This window comes from Agrobacterium sp. 10MFCol1.1 (assembly GCF_000381165.1).
GTDB lineage: Bacteria > Pseudomonadota > Alphaproteobacteria > Rhizobiales > Rhizobiaceae > Agrobacterium > Agrobacterium tumefaciens.
This window is the reverse complement of record NZ_KB906073.1, coordinates 43,385-58,704: the sequence shown is the minus strand read 5'-3', so window position 1 is coordinate 58,704 and position 15,320 is coordinate 43,385. Positions and strand designations below refer to the sequence as shown.

Here is a 15,320-nt window from a genome sequence, read left to right as displayed (position 1 = left end):
GATTCTGTTTAAACCGGACGTGCTCTAAGATGCGCTCTATGCCGCATCTTCCAGACCAGAGGTGTCCTTCCTGCGGAACTGGCTGGGCGGCGCGCCGATCACGCGTTTGAAGGCGCGGCTGAAGGATGCCTCGGAATCGTAGCCGAGCTTTTCCGCCGCCAACGTGACACGCATACCCTCGCGCAGCCACAGTCGCGCCTGATGCATGCGTATGCGAACGACATAACGGGCTGGGCTTTCACCCACCACACGGGTGAAGCGTTCTGCAAAACTCGAGCGGGATGCACCCATCAGGGAGGCAAGCTCTTCCACGCTCCAGTCTTTCTCGGGGGTAAGGTGGATCGCTGCAAGCACCCGTCCGAGTTCGGGATTGCGCACGGCGGCAAGCCAGCCGCTGGAATCGCCGCAACCATATTCTACCCATGTGCGGATCAGTGTCGCCGTCAAGACATCGGCAAGCCGCGCCAGAATGCCACCGGCACCAACACGGTTCAGTTCCACTTCGCGCGCCATGGCTTCCAGGAGATGCGGAATGGCCGGATCGCTTTTGGCGAGATCGCTGGTCAGCATCACATCCGGCATCAGTTGCAAAAGCGGATGCAGATTATCCATGTTGAAACGCATCGAGGCGGTAAACGCTACCGTGTCGCCGCCGGCACCGGCACATTCCATGTCGAAAATGCCCTGACACACTTCCTTCTTACCGAACCGGTCGAAGAGGGCAGGCGTTACATCCTCGCCGCTGCCCAGCACATGAGCGTGGCCACGGGGAAGAAGCACTGCATCGCCGCACGTAAGCGTCAGCCATTCTCCGGAAGGTTTGCGTAATTTTGCCTGGCCCACGCCAATAAAATGAAACCGCGCCGCCTCCTGCTCGGGAAAGGCCGTCGCCCAGGGCGTTGCCATGCGGCAGCGGCCATATTCCACGCCGTCAAGCCGCAGACCACGCAGCATTTCCGTCAATGCATCATTCATGGCAACTCACAAATTCGGACGTTTGGTTAAGGAATGCGGATTTTTTAGCATGGAAACGCCGAGCTGTCACGCGTAGCTTACGACCATCGATTTGTGAGGCGACGCACCGGGCTCCCACCGGCTTCATCGTTTTGCCATTCCGTTTCAGGGCTCGTTCCCAGAATGCGCATCAGGAGATTTTCATGAATAACCGAACAATCAACGAACTTGAATATGCGCCACACAGACAAGAGCCGGATGCGAAGTGGGCGGCGGTGGTTTCGCTTTCGCTCGGTGTCTTCGGGCTGGTAACGGCGGAATTCCTGCCGGTCAGCCTTCTGACGCCACTGTCGACCGATCTCTCCATCAGCTCCGGCATTGCCGGCCAATCCATCACCGTCACGGCACTGGTCGCAGCGGTTGCCGGTCCTGGCGTCGTCATCGGCACGCGCAGCATTGATCGCCGGTGGACCCTGCTTGGCCTCACGACGTTGCTGATCATTTCCAGCACATTGGCCGCTTTTGCCAACGGTCTTTTCATGCTGTTTACATCGCGCGTTTTGCTCGGCATCGGCCTTGGCGGCTTTTGGGCCATGTCGGCGGCGCTGGCGCTAAGGCTTGTTCCGCTGGATAAGATGCCGCGCGCCATGGCCATCATCCTAACCGGCGTTTCGGTTGCCACCGTTTGCGCAGCCCCTGTCGGAGCGTGGATCGGCGCGACGCTTGGCTGGCGTGCGGCCTTTGTCGTCGCCGGCGTGCTGGGTGTCATCGCACTTGTCGTGCAGTTGCTCACCGTTCCCTCGCTGCCGCCGGCCGGTGCGCCCGGCCTGTCCACCATGTTCCGGCTATTGCAGCGCCCGCAGGTCAGGATCGGCCTTCTGACGACGCTATTCATCGTTGCGGGTCACTTCGCCGGCTTCACCTATGTTCGCCCCTTCCTCGAAGACGTGCCGCAGCTTGGCGTCGAAGCGATCTCGCTCGTTCTTCTGGCTTACGGCGTGGGCGGTTTTTTCGGTAATCTCTTCGGCGGCTTCCTCGCCGAGAAAAACACGGCATGGGCCGTGACGTTTGCTGCCACCCTGATTGCCGCATCCGCTTCCGTGCTGGTGATTGCCGGTGCATCTCCCGTTGTCGCTGGCTTTGCCATTGCCTCCTGGGGTTTCGCCTTCGGTGCGCTTCCTGTCAGCGTACAGAGCTTCATCACCCGCGTCGCCTCAGACGAGGCCGAAAGTGCGGGCGCGTTGCTGCTCACCACCTTCCAGATAGCCATTTCCAGCGGCGCTGTTCTGGGCGGACTGCTGATCGACCTTCAGGGTGCGACCATGGTCTTCGTTTTCGTCAGCATTGCAGCACTCCTCGGCGCATCGCTCATGGCATCGCGCCGTGGCGTGGTGCCGCAGATTGAAGCGTCGCAGGGGTAAGATAGTTGCCGGAAGAAAAAGGGCCCGCATCCGTGCGGGCCCGAATTTTATGATGAAAAGCAAACCCCGCCTCCGTCATGCTGGCATCAGGCCCGGGGTGACAGAAGGGATGTCGATAGGCTTTTCGCCTTCAAGGCGTCTTGATTGCCTTTCGCGTCCGGTCCTTGCCGACCTCGATTACATGGCGCATGGCTTTCACGGCGGCGTCCGCATCACGGGCGGCGATGGCGTGCACGATCCGCAGATGGTTTGCGGCGATCTCGGCGATGGTTCCGGGCGACGAGGCCGGGGATGAAAGCTGGAATGAGATCGCAAGGGCGGCCTCGATCAGCCCGCTTGCCGAACGCATGAAGGGATTGCCGGACATGTGCGCCACGGCGAGGTGGAATTCGAGGTCGACCTTGGCGATGGTTTCCGGCGTATGCTGCGGATTGTCGAATTTGGCGGCAATCACATAAAGGGAAACGATATCGTCATTCGATGCCTGAAGCGCGGCAGCTGCCGCTGCCGCCGGTTCGAGCGCGAGGCGGATTTCCGCCAGATGTGTCACGAATTCCTGGTCTATTCCGGCCTCGCAGCGCCAGCCCAGCACATCCGGGTCAAAGAAGTTCCAGCTCGAACGGTCGAGAACGCGGGTGCCGACCTTTGCCTTGGGTTCGACCAGCCGCTTGGCCGCCAGCGTCTTCATCGTCTCGCGCAACACGGTGCGCGAGACCCCGAAACGGAGAGACAGTTCGGCATCGTTAGGCAGCAGGGATCCTTCCGCAATCCTGCCCGAGACGATGGCGCTGCCGAGTTCGGAGACCACATGCGCGTGGCTGTTCCGGCGTTTTCGCCCGCTTATCGTCGTTTCGAGCAGCCCCAATAAAGCCTCCGTGTTGGTTATGCCGGATGTGGTCCGGCCAGTCTCCTGTTTGAATACCAGATGATTGCGCGCTGCAACACGATGAAGACAAAAAGCAGCACGCCAATAACGATTTTGGTCCACCAGGATGACAGGGTTCCGTCAAAAACGATGTAGGTCTGGATCAACCCCTGGATCAGCAGTCCGACGAAGGTTCCCGCCACCAGCCCCATTCCACCCGTCAGAAGCGTTCCGCCAATGACAACAGCTGCAATAGCGTCCAGCTCCACGCCCACCGCCGCCAAGGAATAACCCGACGAGGTGTAGAGCGTGTAGACGATGCCGGCGAGGCCGGACAGGAACCCGGAAAGTGCGTAGATGCCGATTGTCGTTGTACCGATCGGCACCCCCATCAGTTCGGCCGATTGCGGGTTACCGCCAAGTGCGTAGACATTCGCGCCGAAGCGGGTGCGGCTGGCAATCAGCATGCCGGCGGCAAAGACGAGAAGCATGACAATAGCAAGTGCTGTCAGCCTGCCGCCGCCGGGAAAGCGGAAATAAAATCCCTGTATCGCATCGATGAAGGGATGCGAGATCGGCACGGATTGCGTCGAGATCAGATAGGCCGCGCCACGCGCCAGGAACATACCCGCCAACGTCACCACGAATGGCGGGATCGACAGGAAGCGTATCATCGCCCCCATCAAGCAGCCGAACAGCGTTGAGATCACGAGCACGATGGCGAAGGCCAGCAGCGGGTGAATATTATAGGTGCCGACCATGACAGCCACGAAAACGCTGGTGAAGGCGATGACGGAGCCGATGGACAGATCGATGCCACCCGACAGGATCACGAAAGTCATGCCAACGGCAGCGATGCCGAGAAAGGCATTGTCGGTCAATAGATTGCCGATCACCCGCGTCGACAGGATCGCTGGATATTGCAGCACGCACAGAAGATAGGCGATGAGGAAGATCGTCAGTGTGGTGAGGAACGGAAGATTGCGGCTGTGGATCATCGCGCGGTACCTTCCTTGGTCATTCCGTTAGCCGTGGCCGGTTTTGCGTGTGGCTTTGGCGTTTTGACAAAGCCCAGAACCGCCATGATTGCCGGCGACTGCAGCGTGAGCACCACCATGATGATGCCAGCCTTGATGATGAGGTTGAATTCCGGCGGGAAACCGGAGACCAGAATGCCGGTATTGATGGTCTGGATGATGAGCGCGCCGATCAGCGATGCGGTGATGGAGAAGCGGCCGCCATTCAGCGATGTACCACCGATCACCACCGCCAATATGGCGTCCAGTTCCAGCCACAGCCCGGCATTGTTGGCATCCGCGCCGCGAATGTCGGCGGTCACGATCATGCCGGCGATGGCCGCGCAGAGACCGGAAACGGCGTAGACGAAAAACAGCAGGAACCGTGCCCGCACACCGGCAAGTGCCGCCGCGCGGCGATTGATGCCGGTTGCCTCGATCAGAAAACCGAGCGCGCTCTTGCGCACCAGAAGGCCGATTACCAGCGCCGCCGCCATCCAGATGATGACGGGCAGGGGAATGCCTGCGAAGGAGCCGGAGCCGATGGCGGAAAAGCTGTCGTCGTTGAAGGTGAGAATGACGCCTTCGGTGATGAGCTGGGCGATGCCGCGCCCCGCCACCATCAGGATCAGCGTGGCGATAATCGGCTGGATGTCGAGAAGGGCGACCAGCACCCCGTTCCACAGGCCGCAGGCAATGCCGACAGCAAGCGAGATGGCGATGACGGTTGGGATGGAATGGCCGTTGCTGATGAGTGTTGCAGCCACCGCGCCACAAATGGCGATAACAGCACCGATCGACAGATCGATGCCCTTGGTAGCGATCACCAGCGTCATGCCAATGGTCAGGAGCGCCACGGGTGCGGCACGCACGAGAATATCCATCAGACTGCCGTATAGCCTGCCGTTCTGGAACGAAACATGCAGGAAGCCCGGCGAAACGATTGTAATCGCTGCCAGAATGACGATGAGGGCGATCAGTTGGGGAGCAAGCCTTTTCAGGCGCCTTGTCACAGCCACCATCATGCCGCCTCCGTTCTGGCCGCATCCGCAATTGCCCGCATGATGTTGTCGGCCGTCACCTCGCCGCCCTTTAATTCGCTGACATGCCGGCGGTCGGACAGCACGACGACCCGGTGGGCAACGGAGGTCAGTTCTTCCAGTTCGGACGAGATGACGACGAGCGACATGCCCTCGGTGCAGAGTTTTTCGATCATTTTGAGGATTTCCGCATGGGCGCCGATATCGATACCACGGGTCGGCTCATCGAGGATAAGAAGCCGGGGATGGGTTGCAAGCCAGCGCGCCAGAATGGCTTTCTGCTGGTTGCCGCCGGACAGGAATTTTATCGGCCGGTCAGGATCGGCCGGGCGGATGTCGAGGGATTTGATGAAGCTTTCGGCCAGTTCCACCTTCTGCCGGCGCGAAAGCGGCCGCGCCCACCCCTGGCGGGCCTGGAGAGCCAGAGCAATATTGTCGGTCACGGAAAAGTCGCCGATGATACCGTCAGTCTTGCGCTCCTCCGGGCAGAAACCGAAGCCGGCCGTGATTGCGGCCTCAGGCGAAGAAAGAGCGATGGTCTTTCCGTCTATCGTGGCCTTGCCGGTATCGGGCTTGTCGATGCCGAACAGCAGGAAAGCCGTTTCCGTTCGTCCCGACCCCAAAAGACCGGCGACGCCGACGATCTCTCCCGGACGAATGCCGAGGTCGAAGGGGGCGATGCTGCCGCGTTTGCCGTACCCCTCGAAACGGATCGGCGGTTCGCCCTCGGCAACCGTGTCGTCAGTGGCCTGATGCTCGTGGGTGATGTGCTGAAGCTCGCGGCCCAGCATCATGGCGATGAGTTCGGACCTCGGCAGGTTGCCGATGTCGCGCGTGCCAACGAGGCGGCCGTTGCGCAAAACCGTGACACGGTCTGCGATATCGTAGACCTGGTTTAGGAAGTGGGTGATGATGACGATGCCGATACCCCGCGCGCGCAAGTTCCGCAGCACACCGAACAGCATCTCGACCTCATGGGCATCGAGGCTGGCGGTCGGCTCGTCCAGCACCAGAACCTTGCCGGAAAGATCGACGGCGCGGGCAATGGCGATGATCTGGCGGATAGCCACGGAATAGCTGGAAAGCAGGGCGTTGACGTCGATCGTAAGCCCGTATTGGGACAGCAGCGCCTGCGATTGTCTCTGCATCGAGGCTCTGTCAATGAGCCCGAAGCGATGCGGTTGGCGGCCGAGAAAGAGGTTTTCGGCAACGGTCAGATTTTCGAGAAGGTTTACTTCCTGATAGACGGTGCCGATACCGAGGGCCTGCGCTTCGCCGACATTGGTGGGCGATATCTCGCTACCTTCCAGAAAGATGGAGCCGCTGTCGCGGTGGTAAACGCCGGTCAGTATCTTGATGAGTGTTGATTTCCCCGCGCCGTTTTCGCCGAGAAGCGCGTGAATTTCACCGCGCCCGAGCGAAAAATCGACGCCGTCCAGCGCCGTTATCCCGAGAAAGGATTTACCGATGGCGCGTGCTTCCAGAAGTGGTGCCGTTTCGGACATTGCGCAGGCCCTGCATGAAAGAAGCTGTGACGGAGCGGCACGCATGACATGCCGCTCCTTCCGAAGATAAGGGGTCTATTAGTAACCCAGACCCTTCTTCGCCTCGTAGACCTTCATCGGGTCGTCAGACGCTGTGTAGAGCTTGGATTCGGTCTGAATCCACTTCGCCGGTGCCTTTCTGTCTTTCAGATAGGCTTCGAGAGCGTCGAAGGCAGGACCGGCCATGTCAGGTGTCAGTTCCACCGTCGCATTGGCTTCACCGGCGGCCATGGCTTTGAAGATGTCAGGTACGGCATCGATGGACACGACCTTGATGTCGGATCCCGGCTTCAGGCCGGCTTCCTTGATCGCCTGGATCGCGCCGACGGCCATGTCGTCATTATGAGCGTACACGGCACAGATATCCTTGCCGCCGCCTTCGGCCTTGATGAAGCTTTCCATCACTTCCTTGCCCTTGGTACGGGTGAAGTCACCCGTCTGCGAGCGCACGATCTTGATGTTCTTGTGCGAAGCGATGGCTTCTTCGAAGCCCTTCTTACGGTTGATGGCGGGCGAAGAGCCGGTCGTGCCCTGCAATTCGACAACCTTGCAGTCCTTCGCGCCGACATCCTTGACGAGCCAGTCGCCGGCAACCTTGCCTTCGTGAACCTGATCCGAGGTGACCGCGGTCAGGTAAAGATCATCCGGCGCTTCGATCTGGCGATCGAGCAAGATGACAGGGATTTTTTCTTCCTTTGCTTCCTTCAGCACGGCGTCCCAGCCGGTTGCGACGACAGGTGCGATCAGGATCGCATCGACGCCCTGCGCGATGAAGCCGCGAACGGCCTTGATCTGGTTTTCCTGCTTCTGCTGCGCGTCGGCGAATTTCAGCGTAACGCCGCGCTTTTCGGCCTGCTGCTTGGTGACAGTGGTTTCAGCGGCGCGCCATCCGGATTCGGAGCCGATCTGCGAGAAGCCGACGGTCAGCGATTGTGCGGAAACACTGGATGCAAGGCATGCGGAAACGGCGACAGTGATTGCCGCAAGAGCTTTTCTCATCTTATCCTCCCAGAAATGATGTCAGCGTGACGACGTCACTATGAGCATATAGTAATACTCTTGAAAAGGGGTTTTTTAGCGGATTTCCAATTCACGTCATGTCGATTTTATGGAGGTACAGAATTAAACTGTAGTAAATCAATGGCTTATTGTGTGTATTCTAATTTCTGCGCCGCGCAAAACTCGCCCGCAATATAGTCTGATCCGGCTTGACAGGCCGCGCCGCCATCTAATAGTAATACAAATAAGCAAGTCAGGTCGTGACGGAATGTGGGGCCTCGGGGTCAGTTACAATCCGGCAAGGCAGGGAGGGAAGAGGCCATTGCGCAACGTCGGTATGGTCGTAAACACCGAAAAATATTCGGCTAAAGCTGAAGAACGGCTCCAGGTCACTCGTCTGGCGCTCGTCTGTCGGTTATGCGTGCTTCCGAGAAGCTGATTCCATTTTCCTTGCGCACAACATAAGCTTGTCGCATTTCGTAATATTTTACCGTTGGCCACTTCCGGCTGGAGACCGCATCATGACAAAATCCGACAATCTGCCCGCAACCCAAGGCAAGCTTCGTTCGCGCGCGTGGTTCGATAACCCCGCAAACGCTGATATGACCGCGCTTTATCTCGAGCGTTACATGAACTTCGGTCTCAGCCAGGCCGAGCTTCAGTCCGATCGCCCTATCATCGGCATCGCGCAGACCGGCTCGGACCTTTCGCCCTGCAATCGCCACCATCTGGAGCTGGCGCATCGCCTGCGCGAAGGCATTCGTGAAGCGGGCGGCATTGCCATTGAATTTCCGGTGCATCCGATCCAGGAAACCGGCAAGCGCCCGACGGCGGGTCTCGATCGCAACCTCGCCTATCTCGGCCTCGTGGAAGTGCTTTACGGCTATCCGCTCGACGGCGTTGTTCTGACCATCGGCTGCGACAAGACCACGCCTGCTTGTCTTATGGCGGCGGCCACCGTCAACATTCCGGCCATCGCCCTTTCCGTCGGCCCCATGCTGAACGGCTGGTTCCGTGGCGAGCGCACCGGTTCCGGCACCATCGTCTGGAAAGCGCGTGAACTGCTGGCCAAGGGCGAGATCGATTATCAGGGCTTCGTCAAGCTCGTCGCTTCTTCCGCACCTTCCACCGGCTATTGCAACACCATGGGCACGGCGACGACGATGAACTCGCTTGCCGAAGCACTCGGCATGCAGCTGCCCGGCTCGGCCGCCATTCCGGCGCCTTACCGCGACCGTCAGGAAATCTCCTATCTCACCGGCCTTCGCATCGTCGAAATGGTCAAGGAAGACCTTAAGCCTTCCGACATCATGACCAAGGATGCCTTCATCAACGCCATCCGCGTCAACTCGGCCATCGGTGGCTCCACCAACGCGCCGATCCATCTGAACGGCCTTGCACGCCATGTCGGCGTTGAACTGACGGTCGATGACTGGCAGACCTACGGTGAAGACGTGCCGCTGCTCGTCAACCTGCAGCCGGCCGGTGAATATCTCGGCGAGGATTATTACCATGCCGGCGGCGTTCCGGCTGTCGTCAACCAGTTGATGACCCAGGGGCTCATCATGGAAGACGCCATGACCGTGAATGGCAAAACCATCGGCGACAATTGCCGTGGTGCCATCATCGAAGACGAAAAGGTCATCCGTCCCTATGACCAGCCGCTCAAGGAGCGCGCCGGTTTCCGTGTTCTGCGCGGCAACCTGTTCTCCTCTGCCATCATGAAGACGAGCGTGATCTCGGAAGAATTCCGCAAGCGTTATCTCTCCAACCCGAACGACCCGGAAGCCTTCGAAGGCCGTGCCGTGGTGTTCGACGGTCCGGAAGATTACCATCACCGCATCGACGATCCGTCGCTGAAGATCGACGCCAACACCGTTCTCTTCATGCGCGGTGCCGGTCCGATCGGTTATCCGGGTGCGGCAGAAGTGGTGAACATGCGTGCGCCGGACTATCTCTTGAAGGAAGGCGTCAATTCGCTGCCCTGCATCGGTGACGGCCGCCAGTCCGGCACGTCTGGCAGCCCGTCCATCCTCAACGCTTCTCCGGAAGCAGCGGCAGGCGGTGGTCTGGCCATCTTGCAGACGGGTGACCGCGTTCGTATCGATGTGGGTCGTGGCAAGGCCGACATCCTTATTTCCGGCGAGGAACTGGCCAAGCGTTACGAAACGCTCTCCGCCGAGGGCGGCTTCAAGTACCCCGATCACCAGACGCCATGGCAGGAAATCCAGCGCGGCATCGTCAGTCAGATGGAAACCGGCGCGGTTCTGGAACCGGCCGTGAAGTATCAGCGCATTGCCCAGACCAAGGGTCTGCCGCGCGACAACCACTAAGGCAGGGTCGTTTACGGCTCTTTGATGGAAAGGGCTTTGCCCTTTCCATCGTCATTCCCGGGCTTTGTCCAGAGCATCTGCAAATATTTGATTGTTCGAGATTTTGTAAATCCTCGGGTCAAGCCCGAGGATGACGTCGCATGTTTAAAGTGTACGTCACGGATCGACTGTTTCACCGTGTTTGAGGCTACGCTGAACACATTTCGGCTCAAGGCCGCAGGACGGGAAAACGACGTTTCAACCGCCCCGTCAGCCTGCGCTTAAAAACTTAAATCACAGGATAAAGCGACCAGAAGAACAGTTCGTATTCCTGATCACGGTCGTCATCGTTGGACTGGTCGTCCGGTCTGCGTGGCGTCCTGTCCTGCAAATCCTTCTCGACCCGCTCGTTTATGGTGGGCGTTCTTCGGCCGATGCCAAAGAGGTCAAAGGAGAGCATGTTGAACCCTGCTACCATGGCCATTTCCCTTCTTCACGCGAGTTAACAGTGCGTTAAGTTTCGCGCGTTGCCATGATTTCGTCAAGATTGACCAAGGAATTTGTCTACCATTTTTAACAACAATGGCGTGACTGACGTTCCGCCAGCACCCGATTTCGCGCAACGAACGTTTATCGGCGCTGTCAGAGACCCTTCGAGGAGGTGCCGGAATAGCCTTTTTCGACCGCTTCCAGCGCGGAATCGGTATCTGCGGCATGGCCGAGGCTTCTCAGGGCGCTTGAAACAGCGGTTATATTGGCTTGCACCGAATCCGGGTTGGCGCGCCGGCCGGTGTGATTGAGCCTTATCAGCCGTTCCGCACCGGGACCGACACCGCCCGAGACATCCGCACCTTGCTCCCTGGACGCAGCCGCCAGAAATGCGCCGGTATCCAACGTTTCCGGCAAGATCGCTGTCGAAACCAGAGCAGACGCGTCAGTCTCCTCCACCCACGTCGACATGCCAAGGGCCTTGATGCCGTTACGAGTGGCTGTCGCCGCTCGTTCGTGGCGTTCATTGGCGGATGCCAGACCCTCTGCCTCTATCCGGTCGAGCGCCGCCTCCAGCGCATAGAATTCCAGCGGCGCAGGTGTTCCCGGGAGCGCGCCGCGGCCGGTATCGAGCCAGAGTTTCTTCTGGTCGAGAAGTGAAAGCATGGAGTTCTCAGGTGCATTGCCATGTGAAAGAAGTTTCCAGGCACTTTCGCTGACGGAGATGGCGGATAAGCCCGCCGGGCCTGCCAGCGCCTTTTGCGGGCCGATGACCGCAATATCTATGCCGAGCTGGTCAACCTCGAAGGCATGGCCGCCGATGGAAGCGACGGCATCGACGACCGTGACGATGCCTCTGTCGTTGGCGAGCGCGGCAATGGCGGGCAGGGGGTTGAGAATGCCGCTTGCGGATTCCGCGTGCACGATAGCGAGAAGATCAAAACCTGGCCCTTCGTCCAGCGCTCTCTCGACCTCGTGAAGTGATATCGGCTTTGCCGGAGCGGTGGTCAGGTTGCGAACCGTTGCGCCGCCACGCTCCAGCCAGCCCCCAAACCACGCGCCATAGGGACTAGTGACGATATTGAGCGCTGTCAGACCAGGCCGCGCGAGGCTGGTGGCCGCAGCTTCAAGCGCAAGCACTGCTTCCGCCTGTATCAGAAGTACATCGTTCTTCGTGCCCATCAGCGTCGCCAGCCGGTCGGCGAGAGCGGCGTAACGGTCTGCTGGAAAGGCGGGCGGGTCGAGCAGCAATGCGTAATCCGGGGCGGGCATGTCTTATCCTTGCGTGGTGGTGGTCAGGCGCGGCGCAGCCTCGATCAGGATTCTGGCAGTCGAGGATTGCGGCGTGGAAACGATGTTTGCTGTCCTGCCGATCTCGACGATCCGACCCGCCTCCATGATGGCGACGCGGTGGCAGACGGCGCGGATGACCGCGAGGTCGTGGGAAACGAAAATACAGGCGACGGCCGTCTCTCGCTGTATTTCGACCAGCAGTTCTAGAATTTGCCTGCGTACGGAGACATCGAGCGCTGAAACGGCCTCGTCCAGAATGAGAAGGGATGGTTTGAGCGCGATGGCTCTGGCAATTGCCACGCGCTGCCGCTGGCCGCCGGAAAGCTCGAACACCGAGCGGTCAGTATAGCTGGCGGGCAGCCCGACTCGCTCGAGAAGGCGGCGGATTTCTGCCGGGCGTTCGCGTCGTTCGACGATGCGATGAATACGAAGCGGTTCGCCTATGGCATCCTCGACGCTGGCGCGCGGGTTGAACGCGCCATGCGTATCCTGAAACACCATCTGCATATGCCGCCGCGCCGCGCGCAATTCGCCGCCATCAAGCGCCAGCCAGTCGCGAGTTTCAAAACGGACCGTGCCTTCGTCGGCCGGGATCAGCCGGATCAGGATGCGTGCCAGTGTCGATTTTCCGCAGCCGGAGGGGCCGGCAAGCCCAAGCGTCTCGCCGGGCTGAAGCGAAAAGGATATATCGGACAGTGCTTCCACCGTGCGTGCGCCGGTCCGGTAGGTTTTCGAGAGGTTCTCTACGCTCAGAAGGGCTTCGTTCATGATGCGGCTTCATTGATCAGAGGCGGTGTCGAAAGGTCGAGATAGTCGGAGAGCAGTGCGCGCGTATAGTCGTGCGCAGGCGCGGATAACACCCGCCTGGTGGTGCCGTGCTCCACCAGCCGTCCGGCATGCAGAACGGCGATCTCGTCGGCAAGGCCGGAAGCAAGACCAATATCATGGGTGATGAAGACCAGCGTTCTTTCTTCTTCACGCACCAGCCCATCCAGCAGTGCGGCAATCGCGGCCTGGCTTACCGTGTCGAGCGCGCTTGTCGCCTCGTCGGCGATCAGGATTGCGGGGTGCGCGGCAATGGCGGCTGCAATCGCCACACGCTGTCTTTGCCCGCCGGAAAGCTGGTGCGGATAGGCGCCGAGGAGATGGGTGGGATGCGGCAACCGCACCCGTTCCAGAAGATCGCGGGCAAGATCTCGTGCCTGCTTCCATGAAAGGCCCAGATGCCGCACAGCGCCTTCCGCCACCTGTTCACCGATGGTGAGAACCGGGTTCAGCGTCGCACCGGTATCCTGGAAAATATAGCCGATATCGCGACCCGGCTGCGGCCTGTCTGTGAAAAGACCGCTGTCGCGGCTCCAGGAAATATCGCCGGAAACCCGTGCGCTCACAGGCAGAAGCCCGGCAATTGCCTTGGCGAGCGTCGATTTGCCCGAACCGCTTTCGCCGATGATCGCCAGCCTTTGTCCCTGCCGGATCGTCAGCGAAATATCCTGCAGCGCCGGTCCGTCGCCGGCCGCATAGCGGACGCTGAGATCGTCGATCCTGCAGAGTGCATTGCCGCTCATGGCGTTTCTTTCCTCGTCGCCATCGCTTTGTTGATTCCCTCCGCGAGAAGATAAACGCCGAGAACCGTGACCAGAAGACCGATGCCGGGGATGACGGAGAGAAACGCCGCCGAGCGCAGGACGTTGCGTCCTTCCGCGATCATCGAACCCCAGGTGACGATATTCGGATCGCCGAGGCCGAGGAAGGACAATGCCGCCTCGGTGAGGATGGCGGCAGCGACGATGATGGCGGCGAGCGCCAGAACCGGCGGCAGCGCATTGGGAAGTATTTGCCGAAACGCGATCTCCAGCGGATACATGCCGATGGCGCGGGCGGACTGCACGTAATCCCGCTCGCGGATACTCAACACCTGCGCCCGCATCAGTCGTGCTGGATCCGCCCAGGCGCCAAGCGCAATCGCAAGGATGACGATGGGCATGGATGGGCCGATGGTGCTGACGAAGGCGAGCGCCAGAAGGAAATTCGGCACGATCTGGAAGGCGTCGGTAACACGCATCAGCGCCTCATCTACGAGGCCACCGGCAAATCCGGCAATTGTGCCGACGACGGTGCCGATCATGAGGGCGGCAGCGGCAGCGCCGATGCCGACGAGCAGGGATGCCTGCGCACCGTGGGCAAGTCCCGCCAGTACATCGCGGCCCAACCGGTCGGTGCCGAGGGGGGAGGCGGCGTCGGAGAAGGGCGCGATGAGCGGCTCACCGACGATCGACAGCGGGTCACCGGGAAACAGAAGGGGAGCGGCGAGCGCCGTCACAGCTAGCAGTGTCAGGATGATGGCACCTGCCGCACCTTCGAAACTGCGCAGGAGCCGGAGGGTGAAACTCATGTCTGTTGCTCCCCGCTGCCGATGCGCGGATCGAACACGGCATAGAGAATATCAACGACGAGATTGATCAGGATAACGAAAACGGCACTTGTCAGAATAATGCCCATCAAGAGCGGTGTGTCGCGGCCGCTGACGGCTTCCTGCGCAAGCCGGCCAAAACCGGGAATCGCAAAAACGCTCTCGATCACCACGCTGCCGCCGAGCATGGTAGCCGCTTGCAGGCCAAGCACGGTGACGAGGGGCAGTGCGGCGTTGCGTGCGACATGGCGCAGCACGATCCGCCGTCTCGAAAGCCCCTTGGCCTTGGCGAAGAGTACGAAATCCAGCGGCCAGACCGCCGCCATGGCAGTACGCATGACGCGCAGGAAAAGCGCCAGATAGATCAGCCCGAGACTGGCGACCGGCAGGACAAGATGGCGGGCAATATCGAGCGCCCTTGCAAATCCCTGTTTTCCGGATGCGATGGTTTCGATGCCGGATGTTGGCAGCCACCTCAGTTGCACGGCAAAGACGATGGCGAGCACAAGGCCGAGCCAGAAGCCCGGCGTGGCGTAAAGCGCCAGCGACAGGGCCGAGAGTACCCGGTCGGTCAACCCGCCGGGACGGGCGCCTGCCAGGATGCCGAGCGCGGTGCCGGTAATGAAAGCAAGCGCGGTGGCACTGCCCATCAGGAGCAGCGTGTTCGGCAGCCGTTCGAGGATCAGCCCCAGCACCGGTCGGTCAAACGCAAGCGACCAGCCGAAATCAAGTCGCAGCACCGAGCTGGCGTAAAGCCAGAAACGGGCCAACACCGAACCGTTCAGACCATATTGCTCGCGCAGGGCATCCCGCAGTCCGGCGTCGCCGCCGCCGATGGAGACGAGATAGGCGTCAACCGCGTCACCGGATGCGTTTTCAAGCAGCACGAAGGTAAAGACCAGAACGATCAGCAGCACTGGAATGGCGCTGATCACCCTTCGCCGTAGCAATGTCGCCGCGCGCCTCACGGCGCT

The 15,320-nt window shown here is 60.2% G+C and carries 14 protein-coding genes; 2 read left to right on the top strand and 12 right to left on the bottom strand.

Annotated features, from left to right (window positions below):
• Positions 1 to 36: 36 nt before the first annotated feature.
• A complete protein-coding gene (locus F617_RS0105015) occupies positions 37 to 975 on the bottom strand; it encodes an AraC family transcriptional regulator (protein WP_013761499.1) in 939 nt (312 codons plus the stop codon).
• Positions 976 to 1,157: 182 nt separating this feature from the next.
• Here F617_RS0105015 and F617_RS0105010 point away from each other — a divergent pair, with 182 nt between their 5' ends.
• Positions 1,158 to 2,375, top strand: coding sequence for an MFS transporter (locus F617_RS0105010; RefSeq protein ID WP_019564605.1), 1,218 nt, complete (start codon positions 1,158 to 1,160; stop codon positions 2,373 to 2,375).
• 130 nt (positions 2,376 to 2,505) lie between these two features.
• On the opposite strand, the gene F617_RS0105005 is transcribed toward F617_RS0105010, so the two are convergent.
• The 5 genes from F617_RS0105005 to ytfQ all read right to left on the bottom strand — a co-directional run bounded on the left by F617_RS0105005 (position 2,506) and on the right by ytfQ (position 7,839).
• A complete protein-coding gene (locus F617_RS0105005; protein WP_013761497.1) occupies positions 2,506 to 3,240 on the bottom strand; it encodes a FadR/GntR family transcriptional regulator in 735 nt (244 codons plus the stop codon).
• A 17-nt stretch (positions 3,241 to 3,257) separates the two neighbouring features.
• Positions 3,258 to 4,238: a galactofuranose ABC transporter, permease protein YjfF gene (yjfF, locus tag F617_RS0105000; protein ID WP_019564604.1), complete on the bottom strand. Its 981-nt coding sequence runs from the start codon at positions 4,236 to 4,238 to the stop codon at positions 3,258 to 3,260.
• Positions 4,235 to 5,278: an ABC transporter permease gene (locus F617_RS0104995; RefSeq protein WP_019564603.1), complete on the bottom strand. Its 1,044-nt coding sequence runs from the start codon at positions 5,276 to 5,278 to the stop codon at positions 4,235 to 4,237. Before F617_RS0104995 ends, yjfF begins: the two co-directional genes overlap by 4 nt.
• Positions 5,278 to 6,801 (bottom strand): sugar ABC transporter ATP-binding protein, encoded by a 1,524-nt coding sequence (locus tag F617_RS0104990; RefSeq protein ID WP_019564602.1) that lies wholly within the window; start codon positions 6,799 to 6,801, stop codon positions 5,278 to 5,280. The genes F617_RS0104995 and F617_RS0104990 overlap by 1 nt, the downstream gene beginning before the upstream one ends.
• Positions 6,802 to 6,879: 78 nt before the next feature.
• Positions 6,880 to 7,839, bottom strand: coding sequence for a galactofuranose ABC transporter, galactofuranose-binding protein YtfQ (ytfQ, locus tag F617_RS0104985; protein WP_019564601.1), 960 nt, complete (start codon positions 7,837 to 7,839; stop codon positions 6,880 to 6,882).
• A gap of 521 nt (positions 7,840 to 8,360) precedes the next feature.
• On the opposite strand from ytfQ, the gene F617_RS0104980 reads away from it, so the two are divergent.
• A complete protein-coding gene (locus tag F617_RS0104980; RefSeq protein ID WP_003510695.1) occupies positions 8,361 to 10,172 on the top strand; it encodes an IlvD/Edd family dehydratase in 1,812 nt (603 codons plus the stop codon).
• Between the two features lie 268 nt (positions 10,173 to 10,440).
• On the opposite strand, the gene F617_RS0104975 is transcribed toward F617_RS0104980, so the two are convergent.
• The 6 genes from F617_RS0104975 to F617_RS0104950 form a co-directional block, all read right to left on the bottom strand.
• Entirely contained in the window at positions 10,441 to 10,635 is a 195-nt protein-coding gene (locus tag F617_RS0104975) for a hypothetical protein (protein WP_003510693.1), read from the bottom strand.
• Between the two features lie 158 nt (positions 10,636 to 10,793).
• Positions 10,794 to 11,912 carry an alanine--glyoxylate aminotransferase family protein gene (locus tag F617_RS0104970; protein ID WP_019564600.1) on the bottom strand — a complete coding sequence of 373 codons (1,119 nt, stop codon included), beginning with the start codon at positions 11,910 to 11,912 and terminating at the stop codon, positions 10,794 to 10,796.
• Positions 11,913 to 11,915: 3 nt separating this feature from the next.
• Entirely contained in the window at positions 11,916 to 12,701 is a 786-nt protein-coding gene (locus F617_RS0104965; RefSeq protein ID WP_019564599.1) for an ABC transporter ATP-binding protein, read from the bottom strand.
• The gene (locus F617_RS0104960) at positions 12,698 to 13,501 is read right to left on the bottom strand and encodes an ABC transporter ATP-binding protein (protein WP_019564598.1); all 804 of its coding nucleotides are present in this window, start codon (positions 13,499 to 13,501) and stop codon (positions 12,698 to 12,700) included. Before F617_RS0104960 ends, F617_RS0104965 begins: the two co-directional genes overlap by 4 nt.
• Positions 13,498 to 14,328 (bottom strand): ABC transporter permease, encoded by an 831-nt coding sequence (locus F617_RS0104955; protein WP_019564597.1) that lies wholly within the window; start codon positions 14,326 to 14,328, stop codon positions 13,498 to 13,500. The genes F617_RS0104960 and F617_RS0104955 overlap by 4 nt, the downstream gene beginning before the upstream one ends.
• The gene (locus F617_RS0104950) at positions 14,325 to 15,314 is read right to left on the bottom strand and encodes an ABC transporter permease (RefSeq protein WP_026330673.1); all 990 of its coding nucleotides are present in this window, start codon (positions 15,312 to 15,314) and stop codon (positions 14,325 to 14,327) included. Before F617_RS0104950 ends, F617_RS0104955 begins: the two co-directional genes overlap by 4 nt.
• Between the last annotated feature and the right edge of the window lie 6 nt (positions 15,315 to 15,320).

Bases quoted from the DNA above. Each gene is read 5' to 3' on its own strand.
- F617_RS0105015 (WP_013761499.1), bottom strand. From the start codon at position 975: ATGAATGATGCATTGACGGAAATGCTGCGTGGTCTGCGGCTTGACGGC.
- ytfQ (WP_019564601.1), bottom strand. From the start codon at position 7,839: ATGAGAAAAGCTCTTGCGGCAATCACTGTCGCCGTTTCCGCATGCCTT.
- F617_RS0104995 (WP_019564603.1), bottom strand. From the start codon at position 5,278: ATGGTGGCTGTGACAAGGCGCCTGAAAAGGCTTGCTCCCCAACTGATC.
- F617_RS0104965 (WP_019564599.1), bottom strand. From the start codon at position 12,701: ATGAACGAAGCCCTTCTGAGCGTAGAGAACCTCTCGAAAACCTACCGG.
- F617_RS0104970 (WP_019564600.1), bottom strand. From the start codon at position 11,912: ATGCCCGCCCCGGATTACGCATTGCTGCTCGACCCGCCCGCCTTTCCA.
- F617_RS0104960 (WP_019564598.1), bottom strand. From the start codon at position 13,501: ATGAGCGGCAATGCACTCTGCAGGATCGACGATCTCAGCGTCCGCTAT.
- F617_RS0105010 (WP_019564605.1), top strand. From the start codon at position 1,158: ATGAATAACCGAACAATCAACGAACTTGAATATGCGCCACACAGACAA.
- F617_RS0104990 (WP_019564602.1), bottom strand. From the start codon at position 6,801: ATGTCCGAAACGGCACCACTTCTGGAAGCACGCGCCATCGGTAAATCC.
- yjfF (WP_019564604.1), bottom strand. From the start codon at position 4,238: ATGATCCACAGCCGCAATCTTCCGTTCCTCACCACACTGACGATCTTC.
- F617_RS0104975 (WP_003510693.1), bottom strand. From the start codon at position 10,635: ATGGCCATGGTAGCAGGGTTCAACATGCTCTCCTTTGACCTCTTTGGC.
- F617_RS0104955 (WP_019564597.1), bottom strand. From the start codon at position 14,328: ATGAGTTTCACCCTCCGGCTCCTGCGCAGTTTCGAAGGTGCGGCAGGT.
- F617_RS0104980 (WP_003510695.1), top strand. From the start codon at position 8,361: ATGACAAAATCCGACAATCTGCCCGCAACCCAAGGCAAGCTTCGTTCG.